At 65.8% G+C, this 15244-nt stretch carries 17 protein-coding genes; 14 read left to right on the plus strand and 3 right to left on the minus strand.

Annotated elements, in window-relative coordinates; translation table 11 throughout:
* The first annotated feature begins 424 nt into the window (after nt 1–424).
* The 5 genes from BMY90_RS10900 (at nt 425) to BMY90_RS10920 (ending at nt 5158) form a co-directional block, all read left to right on the plus strand.
* Nucleotides 425–853 carry a YciI family protein gene (locus BMY90_RS10900; protein WP_092703935.1) on the plus strand — a complete coding sequence of 143 codons (429 nt, stop codon included), beginning with the start codon at nt 425–427 and terminating at the stop codon, nt 851–853.
* 43 nt (nt 854–896) lie between these two features.
* Complete coding sequence (locus tag BMY90_RS10905; RefSeq protein ID WP_092704083.1) at nt 897–2165, plus strand: RNA polymerase sigma factor; 1269 nt, start codon at nt 897–899, stop codon at nt 2163–2165.
* 149 nt (nt 2166–2314) lie between these two features.
* Entirely contained in the window at nt 2315–2875 is a 561-nt protein-coding gene (locus tag BMY90_RS10910) for a sigma-70 family RNA polymerase sigma factor (protein ID WP_092703937.1), read from the plus strand.
* The gene (locus BMY90_RS10915) at nt 2872–3675 is read left to right on the plus strand and encodes an anti-sigma factor (protein ID WP_092703939.1); all 804 of its coding nucleotides are present in this window, start codon (nt 2872–2874) and stop codon (nt 3673–3675) included. Before BMY90_RS10910 ends, BMY90_RS10915 begins: the two co-directional genes overlap by 4 nt.
* A 67-nt stretch (nt 3676–3742) precedes the next feature.
* Complete coding sequence (locus BMY90_RS10920) at nt 3743–5158, plus strand: cryptochrome/photolyase family protein (protein WP_092703941.1); 1416 nt, start codon at nt 3743–3745, stop codon at nt 5156–5158.
* A 251-nt stretch (nt 5159–5409) separates the two neighbouring features.
* On the opposite strand, the gene arsH is transcribed toward BMY90_RS10920, so the two are convergent.
* Nucleotides 5410–6147, minus strand: coding sequence for an arsenical resistance protein ArsH (gene arsH, locus BMY90_RS10925; RefSeq protein ID WP_092703943.1), 738 nt, complete (start codon nt 6145–6147; stop codon nt 5410–5412).
* Nucleotides 6148–6221: 74 nt separating this feature from the next.
* Here arsH and BMY90_RS10930 point away from each other — a divergent pair, with 74 nt between their 5' ends.
* From BMY90_RS10930 to BMY90_RS10970, 9 genes are all read left to right on the plus strand, one after another.
* The gene (locus BMY90_RS10930; protein ID WP_008217185.1) at nt 6222–6728 is read left to right on the plus strand and encodes an arsenate reductase ArsC; all 507 of its coding nucleotides are present in this window, start codon (nt 6222–6224) and stop codon (nt 6726–6728) included.
* Complete coding sequence (arsB, locus tag BMY90_RS10935) at nt 6725–7813, plus strand: ACR3 family arsenite efflux transporter (protein WP_092703945.1); 1089 nt, start codon at nt 6725–6727, stop codon at nt 7811–7813. Before BMY90_RS10930 ends, arsB begins: the two co-directional genes overlap by 4 nt.
* Before the next feature lie 234 nt (nt 7814–8047).
* A complete protein-coding gene (locus BMY90_RS10940) occupies nt 8048–8368 on the plus strand; it encodes an ArsR/SmtB family transcription factor (protein WP_037099048.1) in 321 nt (106 codons plus the stop codon).
* 279 nt (nt 8369–8647) lie between these two features.
* The gene (locus BMY90_RS10945) at nt 8648–9136 is read left to right on the plus strand and encodes a TspO/MBR family protein (protein WP_008209825.1); all 489 of its coding nucleotides are present in this window, start codon (nt 8648–8650) and stop codon (nt 9134–9136) included.
* Between the two features lie 325 nt (nt 9137–9461).
* Entirely contained in the window at nt 9462–9878 is a 417-nt protein-coding gene (gene uraH, locus BMY90_RS10950) for a hydroxyisourate hydrolase (RefSeq protein ID WP_092703947.1), read from the plus strand.
* Entirely contained in the window at nt 9879–11408 is a 1530-nt protein-coding gene (locus tag BMY90_RS10955; RefSeq protein ID WP_092703949.1) for a cryptochrome/photolyase family protein, read from the plus strand.
* A 98-nt stretch (nt 11409–11506) separates the two neighbouring features.
* Nucleotides 11507–12232: a GTP cyclohydrolase I gene (gene folE / locus BMY90_RS10960; RefSeq protein WP_050984294.1), complete on the plus strand. Its 726-nt coding sequence runs from the start codon at nt 11507–11509 to the stop codon at nt 12230–12232.
* 40 nt (nt 12233–12272) lie between these two features.
* Nucleotides 12273–12620: a nuclear transport factor 2 family protein gene (locus BMY90_RS17060; protein WP_139201738.1), complete on the plus strand. Its 348-nt coding sequence runs from the start codon at nt 12273–12275 to the stop codon at nt 12618–12620.
* A 251-nt stretch (nt 12621–12871) separates the two neighbouring features.
* A complete protein-coding gene (locus BMY90_RS10970) occupies nt 12872–13480 on the plus strand; it encodes a BLUF domain-containing protein (protein ID WP_008209692.1) in 609 nt (202 codons plus the stop codon).
* 51 nt (nt 13481–13531) lie between these two features.
* Here the strand turns inward: BMY90_RS10970 and BMY90_RS10975 are convergent, their stop codons facing one another.
* Both BMY90_RS10975 and BMY90_RS10980 read right to left on the minus strand, forming a co-directional pair.
* Entirely contained in the window at nt 13532–14638 is a 1107-nt protein-coding gene (locus tag BMY90_RS10975) for an alpha/beta hydrolase (RefSeq protein WP_092703951.1), read from the minus strand.
* Nucleotides 14631–15203, minus strand: a complete 573-nt coding sequence (locus BMY90_RS10980) for an O-methyltransferase (RefSeq protein WP_008209700.1) — start codon at nt 15201–15203, stop codon at nt 14631–14633. The genes BMY90_RS10975 and BMY90_RS10980 overlap by 8 nt, the downstream gene beginning before the upstream one ends.
* Nucleotides 15204–15244 lie beyond the last annotated feature (41 nt).

Here is a 15244-nt window from a genome sequence, read left to right on the forward strand (position 1 = left end):
CGCATGGCGTAGGACAAGGCCCGCAGGGTGGCCGGCATGGATGCCGGCCAGTTCGACGCCAGGGCAGGAAGCCCTGTCGGCGAACCCCCGTAGCCATGCGCGGACCCGCCGGCTCGCAGAGCCGGTGGGCGCGAACGCAGGGTGCCCCTCTTTTGGTTCTGTTTTCTCGGGCAAGCGAGAAAATGAACCCGCCCGCCGGCAGGCGGACGGAACCTCCGTCACCATAGGTGGCGGCCCGCAGGCAAAAGCTTCCCAGCAGAGCGATACAACTCCCATACAAGTCGCCCAGCGTGCGTGACTCCTCAAAGATAGTGCTTGCCCACTTGGCGGAAACACCCCCTGGAAAACCTGTCGATTCCTCACACACCCATTCGTCGTTTACACAAAGGCCGCACAACGCGGCCTGCCACCAGGAGACACGACAATGCGATGCATGGTGATGGTCAAGGCGACTGAACTTTCGGAGTCCGGGGCGTTGCCCACGAGTGGAGAACTCGAGGAGATGACGCGTTTCAACCAGGAGCTGGCGAAGGCCGGGGTGCTGCTGGTCGGCGAAGGGCTGACGCCCAGTCGCCGCGGCAAACGCGTGCAATTCGATGACCATGGCAAGCGCACGACCGTAGACGGTCCATTCGCCGAAACCAAGGAACTGGTGGCCGGATTCTGGCTGTGGCAGGTGCGCTCGATGGACGAGGCGATGGAATGGGTGCGTCGTTGCCCGGCGCCGTTCGAAGGTGAGTGCCAGATCGAGGTCCGCCCGTTGCTGGAGGCCGAGGACTTCGGCGCTGCGCTGTCACCGGAACTGCGCGCCACGGAGGAGCGACTACGGGCAGATTTGGCCTCGCGCGGCTGATGCGCCCTTGTGGCCGTGCGCACGGCATGCTGTGATCGGCTCCATGCACGGAGCCGACACCCACCAGGCCATCGAAACTGTCTGGCGCCTCGAATCGCCACGACTGATCGCCGCGTTGATCCGCGTGGTGCGCGACATCGACCTCGCCGAGGAGCTGGCGCAGGATGCCCTGGTCGCCGCGCTGGAGCACTGGCCGCGCGAGGGCGTGCCGGACAACCCCGGCGCGTGGCTGATGACCGCCGCCAAGCGGCGCGGTATCGACCAGTTGCGCCGGCGCCGGCTGATCGAACGCAAGCATGCCGAGCTGGGCGACGATCCGGAGCACGCAGCATTCACCATGCCTGACCTCGAAGCCCTCGACAACGATATCGGCGACGACCTGCTGCGACTGATCTTCACTGCCTGCCATCCGGCGCTGTCGGTCGATGCGCAGATCGCGCTCACCCTGCGCCTGCTCGCCGGCCTCAGCACCGAGGAAATCGCCCGCGCCTACCTCGCCGCCGAACCCACCATCGCCCAGCGCATCGTGCGCGCCAAGCGCACCCTGGCCAAGGCCAACGTGGCGTACGAAGTGCCGCGTGGCGAGGCATTGGCGGAACGCCTGGGTGCCGTACTCGGCACGATCTACCTGATCTTCAACGAGGGCTACACCGCCACTTCCGGCCGCGACTGGATGCGCCCGGCGCTATGCGAGGAAGCGCTGCGCCTGGGGCGCATGCTGGCTGCGTTGATGCCACGCAACGCCGAAGTCCACGGGCTGCTTGCATTGCTGGAAATCCAGGCCTCGCGCAACCACGCTCGCGTATCGGCGGACGGCCAGCCGATCCTGCTGCCGGAGCAGGATCGCAGCCGCTGGGACCGCCTGCAGATCCAGCGTGGGCTGGCGGCACTCGAGCGCGCGGAAAAACTCGACGCCGCGCGTGGCCCGTACACCTTGCAAGCCGCCATCGCCGCCTGCCACGCCCGCGCCGCCAGCGCGGAACAGACCGACTGGCCACGCATCGCCTCGCTCTACGCCGAGCTGGCCCGCGTCACGCCTTCGCCGGTGGTCGAACTCAACCGCGCGGTCGCCATCAGCCGTGCCGACGGTCCCGCCGCGGGCCTGCGCCTCATCGACAGCCTTCGCGACGAGCCGGCGCTGGCGAATTACCACCTGTTGCCCGCCGTGCGTGGCGACCTGCTGGAAAAACTCGGACGCCACAACGAGGCCCGCGTGGAATTCAAGCGTGCGGCCAGCCTGACGCGCAATGCGCGCGAACGCGACGTGATGCTGGCGCGAGCGGGCAAGCAGGAACCGGCGCCTCCGCCATGAATGCGCGGCAGCGGCTGGTGTGTTCGTCACCGCGCGTTATGATCACGCTCGCCATGCCATGATCGTCGTCACCGCCAGAACACGCCCGACGCCACGTCTGCGGCCTGATGCCCGGGCCGGATTCCGCGCAACCACAGGATGATTCGCCCATGACCGTCACCCGCACCGCCGAGCATCAGCAGCTGGATCGGCTGCTGCTGCAATCCGGGCGCAGCGACCAGCAGGCATTCGCCGAGCTCTATCGACGCACCTCGTCGAAACTCATGGGCGTGTGCCTGCGCATGCTGCGCGATCGCGGTGCCGCGGAAGAAGTGTTGCAGGAGATCTACATCACGGTCTGGCACCGCGCAGCCAGCTTCGACGCGGCCAAGGCCAGCGCCATGACCTGGCTCACCACGATGTCGCGCAACAAGGCGATCGACCGCCTGCGCCAGCACCGCGAAGAGCTGCTGGACAACCCTCTCACGCTCGATGAGATGGTCGACGACCAGCCCTCGCCCGGCGCCAACGCCGAGAACAGCCAGGAGTATCGCCGACTCGAAAGCTGCCTGGATGCACTGGAACCCCGACAAAGACGCTCCGTGCGTGAAGCCTTTTTCAGCGGAGCTACGTATAACGAATTGGCAGCACGCTGCGACGTGCCGCTGGGAACCATGAAAAGCTGGATCCGTCGCAGCCTGATGCAACTCCGCACGTGCCTGGACTCATGAACACGCCCATCGACGACAACAACCACAACCTGCGCTACGCCGAGTACGTGCTGGGCGTGCTTGACGCCGACGCGCGTGCCGAAGTGGCGCACGAAATGCTGGCCAGCGACGAGGTCGCCACCGCCGTGGCCTTGTGGCAGAGCCGTTTGCTGCCGCTGACCGAAAGCATCGAGGACGTGGCGCCCGCCCCATACGTGTGGGCACGCATCCACGACGCGCTGAAACTGGATGCCCCCGCATCCACGCCAGCCCGGGCCACGCCGCGCCCACGGCTGTGGGACAACCTGGCGCTGTGGCACTGGCTGGGCCTTGGCGCCAGCGCGGTGGCCGTCGCGCTGCTGCTGGTGGTCGCGCTGCCGCGGCATGCCAACGTCACGGCCCCATCGGCGACCAGCGTCGCCTACATGGCTTCGACGATCAAACAGGACAACGGCGCCACCGGCTGGACCGCCACCATGGACCTGCAGCACGGCCGCATGATCGTGGTGCCCGCCGCACCCCAGGCACTCGCCCAGGGCAAGGCACCCGAGCTGTGGCTGATTCCCGCCGGCCAGAAGCCGATCGCGGTCGGCATGATCTCGCGCGAACAACCCACCACGCTGGCGCTTGCCCCGGCGCTGCTGAAGCAACTCGGCGCAACCGCAGCCCTGGCCGTTTCGGTCGAACCGCCGGGCGGCTCGCCGACCGGTCAACCGACGGGCCCGGTGATCGCCAAGGGTGCCATCGGCGCCGCGCCGGATGTACAGGGCAACAAGGTGGCCATGAACGGCGACGGACACGTGGAGCGGACCCGGGCCTGATCCGGCCCGGCCTGTTCGCGCGCCATATGTCCGACCGCATCCCGTTCCCGCCGGGCCAGGTTTGCGCATGAGTACCGCGCTGATCGTGTTCCGGCGCGACCTGCGCCTGGTCGACAACCCGGCGTGGAGCGCCGCCTGTGCCGCTCACGCGCAGGTGATTCCCATCTACATCCACGCCCCCGGCGAGGACAGCCCATGGTCCATCGGCAGCGCCGGCCGCTGGTGGCTGCATCACTCGCTGGCGGCGCTGGACCGGCGATTGCGCGCGCAACACGCCGGACTGCACCTGCGTCAGGGCGACACGCTGGAGGTACTGCGCGAGCTGGTCCGGCGCAGTGGCGCCGACACGGTGTACTGGAATCGACTGTACGAGCCCGCGTCGATAGAACGCGATACCCGCACCAAGAGCGCATTGCGCGAACAAGGCGTCGCCGTGCACAGCCACCCCGGCACGCTGTGGTGCGAACCGTGGCAGATCGCCACGCAGCAAGATGCGCCGTACAAGGTGTTCACGCCCTACTGGCGCAAGCTGCGCACGCTACTGCAGCCGGTCGAACCGTTGCCCGAGCCGGTCGTGCCCGGCTGGCAGGCATTGTCGGGCAGCTTGCCGCTGTCGGCGCTGGCATTGCTGCCGCGCATCGGCTGGGACAGCGGTCTGGCCGAGACTTGGCAACCGGGCGAGGACGGCGCGCACGAACTGCTGGAGATCTTCGCCGACGACGCCATCGGCGACTACGCCCATGCCCGCGACCTGCCCGCCCGCCACGGCACCTCGCGACTGTCGCCGCACCTGCACTTCGGCGAAATATCCCCGCGCCAGATCCACTTCGAACTGGACCTCCGCGCCCGCGCCATCGACGCCAAGCGGCGCCCGGATATCGAGCCGTATCTGCGCGAGCTGGGCTGGCGCGAATTCGCCCACCACCTGCTCTACCACTTCCCGCACACACCCACCGACAACTTCAATCCACGCTTCGACGGCTTTCGCTGGGCAGCGGCGGATCAGTCATTGATCGAACGCTGGCAACACGGTCGCACCGGCATTCCACTGGTCGACGCCGGCATGCGCGAGCTGTGGCATACCGGCTGGATGCACAACCGCGTGCGCATGATCGTGGCCAGCCTCCTCACCAAGAACCTGCGCCAGCACTGGCAGCACGGCGCGCGCTGGTTCTGGGACACGCTGGTGGACGCCGACCTCGCCAACAACACGCTGGGCTGGCAATGGGTGGCCGGTTGCGGCGCCGACGCCGCACCCTACTTCCGCGTGTTCAACCCGGTGACCCAGGCGAAGAAGTTCGATCCGGACGGCACCTACCTGCGCCGCTGGCTGCCGGAACTGGCCGCTGCGCCGCTGGCACTGCTGCACGAGCCGTGGAAGGACGAAGCCCTGCTCAAGCGCAGCGGCTATCCAGCCCCGATGATCGACCTTGGCCAGTCGCGACAGCGGGCGCTGGATGCCTACGCTGCGCTGGCACGCTGAATTCGCACTCACAGCAACCTGTCTCTTCTCTCACCGTCGCCCCAGCGAACGCTGGGGTCCAGCGCCTCTGGTTGCCCGCAAGCCGCTGGGCGACCAGACCCGGGTCTGTTGAAAAGCACTTCCTGCTGACCCCACCCTGCGGCCATTGAAAAGCGCTTCGCAAAAATGACGAAAACGGAAATTTTCGACAAAACATGATGCCTTTCGGTGCCGGGAAGTTTGACCCTGGCACGAACGCGGCCGTGTAACGTCTACGCCGATGCCTTTTCGACATCCACCACGTGGGCTGATGCGGCCAGTGCACGCGCTTCGGCGGCCCCCTTGCGCTCGCTGTAACGATCGACCAAATAGTCGCTGCGACCACGCACCAGCAAGGTGAATTTGAACAGCTCCTCCATCACGTCGACCACGCGGTCGTAGAACGGCGAGGGCTTCATGCGGCCGGCGTCGTCGAACTCCTGCCAGGCTTTGGCCACGGACGACTGGTTGGGGATGGTGAGCATGCGCATCCAGCGCCCGAGCAGGCGCAAGGTGTTCACCACGTTGAACGATTGCGAACCACCGCAGACCTGCATCACCGCCAGCGTGCGCCCTTGCGTGGGACGCACGCTGCCGTCTTCCAGCGGCAGCCAGTCGATCTGGTTCTTGAACACGCCGGTCACCGCGCCGTGCCGCTCCGGACTCACCCATACCTGCCCTTCGGACCACAGCGACAGCGCGCGCAACTCCTGCACCTTGGCATGGCTGGCGGGCACGCTGTCCAGCAGCGGCAGTTCATGCGGATCGAACACGCGGGTCTCGGCGCCGAACCGGCGCAGGATGCGCTCGGCCTCCAACGCCAGCTTGCGACTGAACGATTGCGGCCGCAGCGAGCCGTACAGAATCAGGATGCGCGGCGGATGGCGGGCATCCCCCAGCAACCCCAGCCGTTCCAGGCTGGGTGTCTCCAGCACACCGGCGTCGATATGGGGCAGATCCTGCATCGTCATGGCCACGGCTTGGTGTTGTATCGGTCAAACAATTCTATAATAATGGAAATATGGAATTCAATCCGAGGCATGCCATGCATCCCTGCCGCGTCCTGTTCATCTGCACCGGCAACTCCGCCCGCAGCATCCTGTCCGAAGCGACGCTCAATCACGTCGGCAAGGGCCGCTTCGAGGCGCTCAGCGCCGGCAGCCAGCCCAGCGGCCGCGTCCATCCCGCTGCGCTGGAACAACTCGCGGCGCTCGGCATGTCCACCGACGGCCTTGCCAGCAAGTCGTGGGATCGCTTCGCACAAGCCGGCGCACCAGCGCTGGATATCGTGATCACCGTGTGCGACAACGCGGCGAACGAGACCTGCCCGGTGCTGTTCGGCCCCTTCGTGAAAAGCCATTGGGGCCTGCCCGATCCGGCAGCGACCCGCGATGCGGAGGCGCTTGGCGAAGCGTTCCGCAAGGCCCACGCGCTGATCATTCGCCGCGTCACCGCCCTGCTTCAACTGCCGGTGGAAACCATGCACCGCGACGAGCTGCAGCAAGCGCTGGACCGTATCGCCACGATAACCGACGACGAGGCCACGGCATGAGCCACGCGCCAGCAAAAGCAACGGCCGCCGGCAACACTGCTGCCGATGACGCCCGTATCGGTTTCTTCGAACGCTACCTCACGATCTGGGTGTTGCTGTGCATCGCCGCCGGCACGCTGCTCGGCCACGTGCTGCCTGGCAGTTTCGAAGCGCTGGGAAACATGCAGATCGCCCAGGTGAACCTGCCGGTGGCGGTGCTGATCTGGCTGATGATCATCCCGATGCTGCTGAAAATCGACTTCGGCGCACTGGGCGGCGTGCGCCGGCAGTGGAAAGGCATCGGCGTCACGCTGTTCGTCAACTGGGCGGTCAAACCTTTCTCGATGGCGTTACTGGGATGGATCTTCATTCGCCACGTATTCGCCGGCTACCTGCCCGCCGACCAACTCGACTCCTACATCGCCGGCCTGATCCTGCTGGCCGCCGCGCCATGCACGGCGATGGTGTTCGTGTGGAGCAACCTGTGTCGCGGCGAAGCGAACTTCACGCTGAGCCAGGTGGCGCTGAACGACGCCATCATGGTGGTGGCGTTCGCACCCATCGTCGCGCTGTTGCTGGGAATTTCGTCGATCACCGTGCCGTGGAACACGCTGCTGCTGTCGGTGCTGCTGTACATCGTGGTGCCGGTAGCGATCAGCGTGCTGCTGCGACGCCGGATGCTTTCGCATGGCGGCGAGGCAAGGCTGCAATCGCTGCTGCAACGGCTGGGCCCGATATCGCTGGGTGCGTTGCTCGCCACGCTGGTCTTGCTGTTCGGTTTCCAGGGCCGGCAGATTCTCGCGCAACCCGCCGTCATCGCGATGCTCGCCGTGCCAATCCTGATCCAGGTGTACTTCAATGCCGGCCTCGCCTACGCGCTCAATCGCCGCTTTCGCGTGCCGCACTGCGTGGCCGGCCCCTCGGCGCTGATCGGCGCCAGCAACTTCTTCGAACTGGCCGTGGCCACCGCCGTCGGCTTGTTCGGTGTGCACTCCGGTGCGGCACTGGCGACCGTGGTCGGCGTGCTGATCGAAGTGCCGGTGATGCTTTCGGTGGTCCGCATCGTCAACCGCAGCAAGCGCTGGTACGAGGCGGCGCAGGCCTGATCGCGCGCGCGTCATCGAATCCGCCGCCAGCCCGTTCCCATCTAGGAGCGTGGGCGGCAGAAATCTTCCGGGCTGCAAAAGCGCCTGCGTGGTCCATATGTCCGTCGCTTCTTGGCCCATAGAACCACTATGGGCCGGCGAATCGTCGAAAATCTGTTCTCACGCTGCCACTTTTTCGCCTCGAAAGTTTCTACCGCCCACGCTCCTAGGAGACACACCATGGCCGCTCCGATCATGCAGACACCGCAAGCCATCGCCGCCCTGTCCGCGCTGGCGCAGGATTCGCGCCTGGCCATCTACCGCTTGCTGGTACAACACGCGTCCGATGGACTGGCCGCCAGCGCGATCGCGCGGCGGCTGGACCTGGCCAATGCCACGCTGTCGTTCCACCTCAAGGAGCTGGTCCATGCCGGCCTGGTCGCGGGCCGCCAGGAGGGTCGCTACATCTACTACCAGCCGAAGATGGAGGCGATTGCGGCACTGGTCGCCTTCCTCACGGAAAACTGCTGCAGTGCAGGTACGGGCCGCTGCGCACCGGCACCTGGGCGAGGCTGAGGGCGACCTGACCGGCCCGCCTTGCAGCCGTCATTCTCGCGATTCTCGACGGCCGAAGGCATGACGAGCCACATCAGAGTTTCGCAGCCACATCCGGCAACAGCCGCCCCCGGCCCGCTCCGGCGTGATCCGTTGGCCGCGCGACGCCGTATGAAAGCCCGGTCGTGCCGTTTGCAGGGAGCACTTCTTCGCGAAGCATGGACCTGCGCTGCTCTTCACGCCGTCCATGACGCACCGCGTGGCAAAACCTTCCCATTCGCAGCGAACAAGGAGCCAGACATGAACCGTCCCCAGCAAGTTGCAGGTCTGCTCGGCTGGCTGCTGCTCAGCTTCGTGACCGCGGCCATCGGCGCACTGGCGTCCGTGCAGGCGGCCGGCTTCTATGCCGCCATGGCACAGCCTGCCTGGGCACCGCCGTCCGCCGTATTCGGCCCGGTGTGGTCGCTGCTCTACGCATTGATGGCCATCGCCGCATGGCTGGTCTGGCGCGGGCACGGCTGGCACCGGCATCGCGTCGTGCTGGCGCTGTTCGTGGTGCAGCTGGTGGCCAACGGCCTGTGGAGCTGGCTGTTCTTCGCCTGGCATCTGGGCGCCGCAGCCTTCGTCGACATCGCGCTGCTGTGGCTGCTGATCGCCGCTACGCTCATCGGGTTCTGGCGGGTGCGTACATGGGCCGGCGTTTTGCTGCTGCCCTATCTGGCTTGGGTCAGCTTTGCCGCGGCGCTGAACCTTGCGGTGTGGCAGCTCAATCCGCAGATACTGAGCTGAAAATCCGTGAAGGAATCGCCGGCTATGGCGACCGCCACTGGCGGTGCCTTGCCGTGTGCACGCAACCACAACGATCGCCGACATCCGATGCATCCGAAGCAGGCAGACGTCCGTAGACAATATCGAAATGGCACCCAGACACTGCCGATGCGGGCACCCGCAAATGACGCATCGGCCCGTGCTGCGGCCGGTCGCGTGACCAGTCTAGGCGCTGCTTGTGACACAAGCCGGTGCTGAAACATGCCCAATCCGGTCGACAACCAACACGCGCCGCACGATGGCGATTTCGCGGCTGCCTTGTCTTCGCCCCTACGGAGTATCCCCAATGAAAGCCATGTCCTTCGTCATCGCCACTGCCGGATTGCTGTCCTTGGCGCCGGCCCACGCCGCGAAGCCTGCCAATCCGGTCAGCGTGCACGTGCTCAACATGCAGGACGGCCTGCCCGCCCCTGGCGTCGAGGTCATCCTGGAGCGCATGGACACCCCCGGCAAATGGGACAAGCTCGCCGACATGCATACCAACGCACAAGGACGTATCAATGCGCTGTATCCGGCAGGCCAGCCGCTGCAACAAGGCACCTATCGCGTGATTTTCGAAACCGGCGACTGGTACCACGCGCACGGCAAGCAAAGCTTCTTCCCGCAGATCCCGGTGGTATTCGCCATCGACGGCAGCCTGCCGCACTACCACGTGCCGCTGCTGCTCAGCCCGTACGGCTACTCGGTGTACCGGGGGAACTGATTGACCCGCCTGCGCCTGCTGCTGGGCGACCAGCTGAACCCGCGTCATGCGTGGTTCGACACGGTCTCGTCCGACGTGCTCTACGTGCTGATGGAGGTGCGGCAGGAAACCGATTACGTGCTGCACCACGCGCAGAAGATCTTGGCGATCTTCGCCGCGATGCGCCGCCTCGCGCAGCAACTGCGCGAGGCCGGCCATCGAGTGGCCTACCTGTGCATCGACGATGCCGGCAACCAGGCATCGCTGACCGCTAACCTCGACCGGCTGATCGCGCAACACAGCGCCACCGCGTTCGAATACCAGGCGCCCGACGAATGGCGGCTGGACCGGCAACTGGCCGACTATGCCGCGCAGCTGTCGCTGCCCGCCCGCTGCGTGGACAGCGCGCACTTCCTCACCACGCGCCACGACGTGGCGGATTTCTTCGCCGCGCGCAAGCGCTGGACGATGGAGCCGTTCTACCGCCACATGCGCCAGCGCCATGGTGTGCTGCTGGAACCCGATGGTGCGCCGCTGGGCGGTCGCTGGAACTTCGACGCCGAGAACCGCAAGCCCTGGCGCGGCGAGCCGCCGGAGCCGCCAGACCTGCGCCCGCGGCACGACCACCGCGCACTGTGGGCGCGCATCCAGGCCACGGGCGTGAAAAGCTTCGGCGAGCCATCGGCGGCAGCGTTCCGCTGGCCGATCGACCGCGCCGAGGCGCTGGCCCAGCTCGATGCCTTCGTCCAGCACGCCTTGCCGCATTTCGGTACCTACCAGGATGCACTGAGCCATCACGCGACGCGGCTGTTCCATTCACTGCTTTCCTTCGCGCTGAATGTGAAGATGCTCGACCCGTCCGAAGTGATCGCGCGGGTGACGGCCGCGGGCCGCGCGGGGTGGGCACCGCTGGCAGCCGTGGAAGGCTTTGTCCGGCAGATTCTGGGATGGCGCGAGTACGTGCGCGGCGTGTACTGGGCGCGCATGCCCGGCTACCCGGCCAGCAACGCCTTCGATCACCACCGCCCGCTGCCGGAATGGTTCTGGACCGGCGGCACGCAGATGGCCTGCCTGCGCAGCGCCATCGGCCAGTCGCTGGCGCACGCCCACGCGCATCACATCCAGCGGCTGATGGTGATCGGCAATTTCGCACTCTTGGCGGGGCTGGACCCGCAGGCGCTGCACCGCTGGTACCTGGGCATCTACATCGATGCCTTCGAGTGGGTGGAGCTGCCCAACACCGTGGGCATGAGCCAGTTTGCCGATGGCGGCCTGCTGGCCACCAAGCCCTATGCAGGTTCCGCCAACTACCTGCACAAGATGGGCGACCACTGCACCGGCTGCACCTACCGGCACGCCCAGCGCAGCGGGCCGCGCGCCTGCCCGTTCAACGCGCTGTACTGGGATTTCCTGGATCGCCACCGCGAGCGGCTCGGCGCCAATCCGCGCCTGGCCATGCCCTACCGTCTGCTGGCGCGGATGGCGCCGGCCACTCGCCATGCCCTGCAGCAGCAGGCCGAGGCAATCCTGGCGCGGCTGGACAGCCTTTAACGCAGCCACGCGCCGCATCCATGTGCGGCGGCGCTGCGTACAAGCCCGGCACGTTTCGCCACGCCCCCACCCGACCGGCACAGCGCCAAGGCCAACCCATGTCCACGCCCCCATCCACGCTGCCCCCATCCATGCCGCGTTGCGGCGAATCGGTCTCGCAGCGCGTGGCCGATCGGATGCGCGCAGCCCGCATCCGCTTCCACGCCAACGACAACATCGCGCCGTGGCTGGAGGAAGGCGAGCTGGCCGCGATCGAACAGGAGGTCGCCGGCAAGGCACAGGCTTTGCTGCGCGCGCTGGTGATCGACGTGGAGCACGACCACAACAGCCACGACACGGCGTGCCGGCTGGCCAGGATGTTCGTGCGCGAGGTGTTCGCCGGCCGCTACCAACGCGAACCCGCGGTGACCGACTTTCCCAACGTCGAGCGCCTGAACGAGCTGATGGTGGTGGGCCCCCTGCGCGTGCGCAGCGCCTGCTCGCACCACCTGTGCCCGATCATGGGCCGGGTGTGGATCGGCGTGTTGCCGCGCGCCGACTCGAGGCTGATCGGCCTGTCCAAGTACGCCCGGCTGGCCGACTGGGTGATGCGTCGCCCGCAGATTCAGGAGGAGGCGGTGAGCCAACTGGCCACCCTGCTGGAACAACGCCTGCAGCCCGAGGGTCTGGCCGTGGTGATGCGCGCCGACCACTTCTGCATGCACTGGCGCGGCGTGCAGGACGATGGCGCGCACATGACCAGCAGCGTGATGCGCGGCGCCTTCCTGGCCGATGCCTCGCTACGCAAGGAATTCCTGAGCCTGCTCCATGACGGGAGCGCGTAGGACATCCGTGCGCAATGGCGGTCGAGCTTGCAGTCTGCCGATGAACAGGGATCGCGGCCGCGCGTCGTCGAGGAAAGGATCGCCGGCTATTTCCATGGCGACGGCTACGTGCAGCACAAAACCCAGAGTTGCCGACGGCCTCTCGGAACGGGCCATAGCACTGGAAGCCATGGCCCGTTCCGGCATCCACATGAAGTACGAACGCACACGCAAGGTGCTTGGCGAAGGCGACTTCGTGCTCGTCGCCAGCGAGGGTTGGTTTGCCAACAACCACGTCGCCTTCTACGACCTGTTCCGTGTTCAGTATGACCGGATCGTGGAACATTGGGATGTCATCGAGACCATCCCGGAACGCTCCGATTGGAAGAACACGAACGGCAAATTCTGAGGCGTCCCTGCATGGTTCGCCTCCCCGGCTGCTGCAGGGTTCGTGGAGGCACGGCGCCTGCCCCGAGGTGGCCAGGAGAACCAACTCGTGCGGCGGCAACTACCGCACGAGCTTCGCCGGTAGCACCCATGCGACGTGGGGCATACGCAGGCGGATACCGTCGCGACATCGCGAAAGCACACGCATCCAAAACCGCGTCTTCGACGTAAGGCTTACGTCAAGCAGGTTTCAGTCTGCAACCCGGGGTTGCCATGCCGCAGTGCGAACGTATCGTCTATATCAGTCGGGCTGCCTTTGCCGCCAACAACCCATCCAGCGCCGTCGAGCCCGAGATCGGCCGCATCCTGATGCAGTCACGCCGCAACAATCCTTCGCGAGGGTTGGTTGGCGTTCTTTATTACGGCGATGGCCACTTCTTCCAGGTGCTCGAGGGTGAACGGGCCGCGATCGACGCGTTGCTTGGCACACTTCTCCAAGATACCCGCCATGGCGATTTGACGGTTCTCTCCCGACACGCCATCGGCCAGCCGAGCTTCGCGGGCTGGTCAATGAAATACGTGCCGGCAAGCGACGATGTCAAAAAACTGCTTGCGTCGTTCGGACAGTCCCGCTTCGACCCGTATCAATTCGACGACGCGCAGATAGGGGCGATGATCGCGCTCCTGCAGCAGCGTTCGGCAGCGTCCGAACCGGCCGCGGCCGAGGCACCATCCGAACCGCGTCGATCGATCAGCGACGACCACGAGCAAGCCGGGCGACGCGCACGTTACGCGCTGTGGATCAGCGTGATAGCGCTGCTGCTCTCAATGATCTCCATGATGATGGCGATATTGATTTACCGTCGCGGCATACTGCCCTGAATGAATCGACGACCGAGTGCACGAGGTGCCGGCGCGGGCACACCCCGGGCTTCAAACCAGATGTGATTGAAACCAATCTGCAAGCTGGCCGGCGGTAGGCTCGATCACCAGCGGATCGTCGTAGAAACGGGTATGAAAGATGCCCGGAACGATATGCAGTTTCTTGTGCTTCGCCGGCATCAACGCATAAACATGTTCGGCGGCCTCCGGACCGCCGTCGGACATCTCGCCGTGCACGACCAAGGTCGGTGTCTTGAGCTTGCGTGCATGCTCGTCGACGTCGAAGGTCCATACTTCCGCATCGCTCATGGTCGTGTAGCGGTTTTCCCAGCGGCTCGGCTTGCCCCATTTTTCGGTGGTCCACGGCATGTACCAGTCGTGGATCGGAGGCCAAGGCAGGCCTGCCGACTTGTCGGTGAGACTCACGACTTCGGTGTAATCGACGTGCCCGTTGTCGTGGAATCGCGCCAGGGCAGCACGACCGCGTGCGATGCGCTCGTGCAGGGTCGGCCCGTCGCCGCTGAAGAACTTGTGCAGGTTTTCCGCGTACAGGTATTGCCCCGAGACCAGTGCGATCGCCTTGATGCGTGGATCCGTCGCCGCCACGGCGATCATCTCCGAGCAGCCCTGGCAGATGCCCAAGGCGCCGAGCCGCGCCGGATCGATTTCGGGTCGCTGCGCCAAGAAATCGATGGCCGCTTGCGCATCGGCGATCTTGTTGGCGGGACTCTCGTGCCGCCGTGGCATGCCGCCGCTCTCGCCGCTGCAGCGCGAATCGAATATCAACGCGACAAAACCGGCGTTGGCCAGGCGTGCAGCATATTCCGCTGGCGATTGCTCCTTGACGTAGCCGAACGGCCCCAACAGCACGATGCCCGGGCGTTTCGAGGCCGGTGCCGTGGGCTTGAACAGCAGGCCGACGATGGTTTCGCCACCGCTGATGAACTGGATTTTTTCCACATCTTGTTTGCTGGTCGGCATGGGATTTTCTCCAGGCGACCTGATGGCCGCCAATGCGTTAAGTGGGGTGAAATCGAGCCACTGCGCTCCGCCCAGCAACAGTGCGGACAAGATCACCCTGCGCCGAGAAGGATCCATCGCTGAGGTCCTTTTCGAGCGCTGAACAAGCGGCCGTTTCCAGTCCATGACGTCAGCCATCAGGCAACCACACGCTCAGCGTCATGTCGTTGCCCAGCGGAGCACTCAACCAGGCGTCAGCGTCGGACAATCTCGAGCGATAGCTGGCGCTTCCCGGCCTCGCCAACTGCTGGTTGGCGCTGACCAGCAAACCGCCCGGACGCAGCAATCGACGCAGTTCGGCCAAATCCCCCGGCGTCGGGGCATGGCCATCGAAAAAGGCGAGGTCATAGTTGGGCTGCAGCGCGGGTAGCACGCCGGCAAATTCGCCTTCGTGCACATTGATGCGTGCGGCATGGCCGGCTTTCTCGATGGCCGCGCGGGCCATCGCCACATGCAGCGGGTCGCGCTCCAGCGTATCGACCCGGGCTTTCTTGGCGCCACAGGCCAACCACAACGCCGTATAACCGAGCGCCGTACCGAGTTCGAGGATGCGTCTGGCATCCACGGCGGCGGCCAGCACACCGAGCACCGATCCTTCGGCATGCGGGAATGCCCAGCAACCGTGCTCGTGCCGGTGGCGATCCGTGGCATCCCTGAGCGCACGCCAAGGATCGACGACTGACGACGTGCTGGAAAGCTTCATTCGATACGCGCCTCCCTTTCGCCTCGCATGCGCCAAGGATG

It is taken from the genome of Rhodanobacter glycinis (assembly GCF_900114325.1).
Lineage (GTDB): Bacteria > Pseudomonadota > Gammaproteobacteria > Xanthomonadales > Rhodanobacteraceae > Rhodanobacter_A > Rhodanobacter_A glycinis.

Excerpts from the sequence above, each read along its gene's own strand:
- BMY90_RS10900 (WP_092703935.1), top strand. The coding sequence starts at position 425 with ATGCGATGCATGGTGATGGTCAAGGCGACTGAACTTTCGGAGTCCGGG.
- BMY90_RS10905 (WP_092704083.1), top strand. The coding sequence starts at position 897 with ATGCACGGAGCCGACACCCACCAGGCCATCGAAACTGTCTGGCGCCTC.
- BMY90_RS10910 (WP_092703937.1), top strand. The coding sequence starts at position 2,315 with ATGACCGTCACCCGCACCGCCGAGCATCAGCAGCTGGATCGGCTGCTG.
- BMY90_RS10915 (WP_092703939.1), top strand. The coding sequence starts at position 2,872 with ATGAACACGCCCATCGACGACAACAACCACAACCTGCGCTACGCCGAG.
- BMY90_RS10920 (WP_092703941.1), top strand. The coding sequence starts at position 3,743 with ATGAGTACCGCGCTGATCGTGTTCCGGCGCGACCTGCGCCTGGTCGAC.
- arsH (WP_092703943.1), bottom strand. The coding sequence starts at position 6,147 with ATGACGATGCAGGATCTGCCCCATATCGACGCCGGTGTGCTGGAGACA.
- BMY90_RS10930 (WP_008217185.1), top strand. The coding sequence starts at position 6,222 with ATGCATCCCTGCCGCGTCCTGTTCATCTGCACCGGCAACTCCGCCCGC.
- arsB (WP_092703945.1), top strand. The coding sequence starts at position 6,725 with ATGAGCCACGCGCCAGCAAAAGCAACGGCCGCCGGCAACACTGCTGCC.
- BMY90_RS10940 (WP_037099048.1), top strand. The coding sequence starts at position 8,048 with ATGCAGACACCGCAAGCCATCGCCGCCCTGTCCGCGCTGGCGCAGGAT.
- BMY90_RS10945 (WP_008209825.1), top strand. The coding sequence starts at position 8,648 with ATGAACCGTCCCCAGCAAGTTGCAGGTCTGCTCGGCTGGCTGCTGCTC.
- uraH (WP_092703947.1), top strand. The coding sequence starts at position 9,462 with ATGAAAGCCATGTCCTTCGTCATCGCCACTGCCGGATTGCTGTCCTTG.
- folE (WP_050984294.1), top strand. The coding sequence starts at position 11,507 with ATGTCCACGCCCCCATCCACGCTGCCCCCATCCATGCCGCGTTGCGGC.
- BMY90_RS17060 (WP_139201738.1), top strand. The coding sequence starts at position 12,273 with ATGAACAGGGATCGCGGCCGCGCGTCGTCGAGGAAAGGATCGCCGGCT.
- BMY90_RS10970 (WP_008209692.1), top strand. The coding sequence starts at position 12,872 with ATGCCGCAGTGCGAACGTATCGTCTATATCAGTCGGGCTGCCTTTGCC.
- BMY90_RS10975 (WP_092703951.1), bottom strand. The coding sequence starts at position 14,638 with ATGGCTGACGTCATGGACTGGAAACGGCCGCTTGTTCAGCGCTCGAAA.
- BMY90_RS10980 (WP_008209700.1), bottom strand. The coding sequence starts at position 15,203 with ATGAAGCTTTCCAGCACGTCGTCAGTCGTCGATCCTTGGCGTGCGCTC.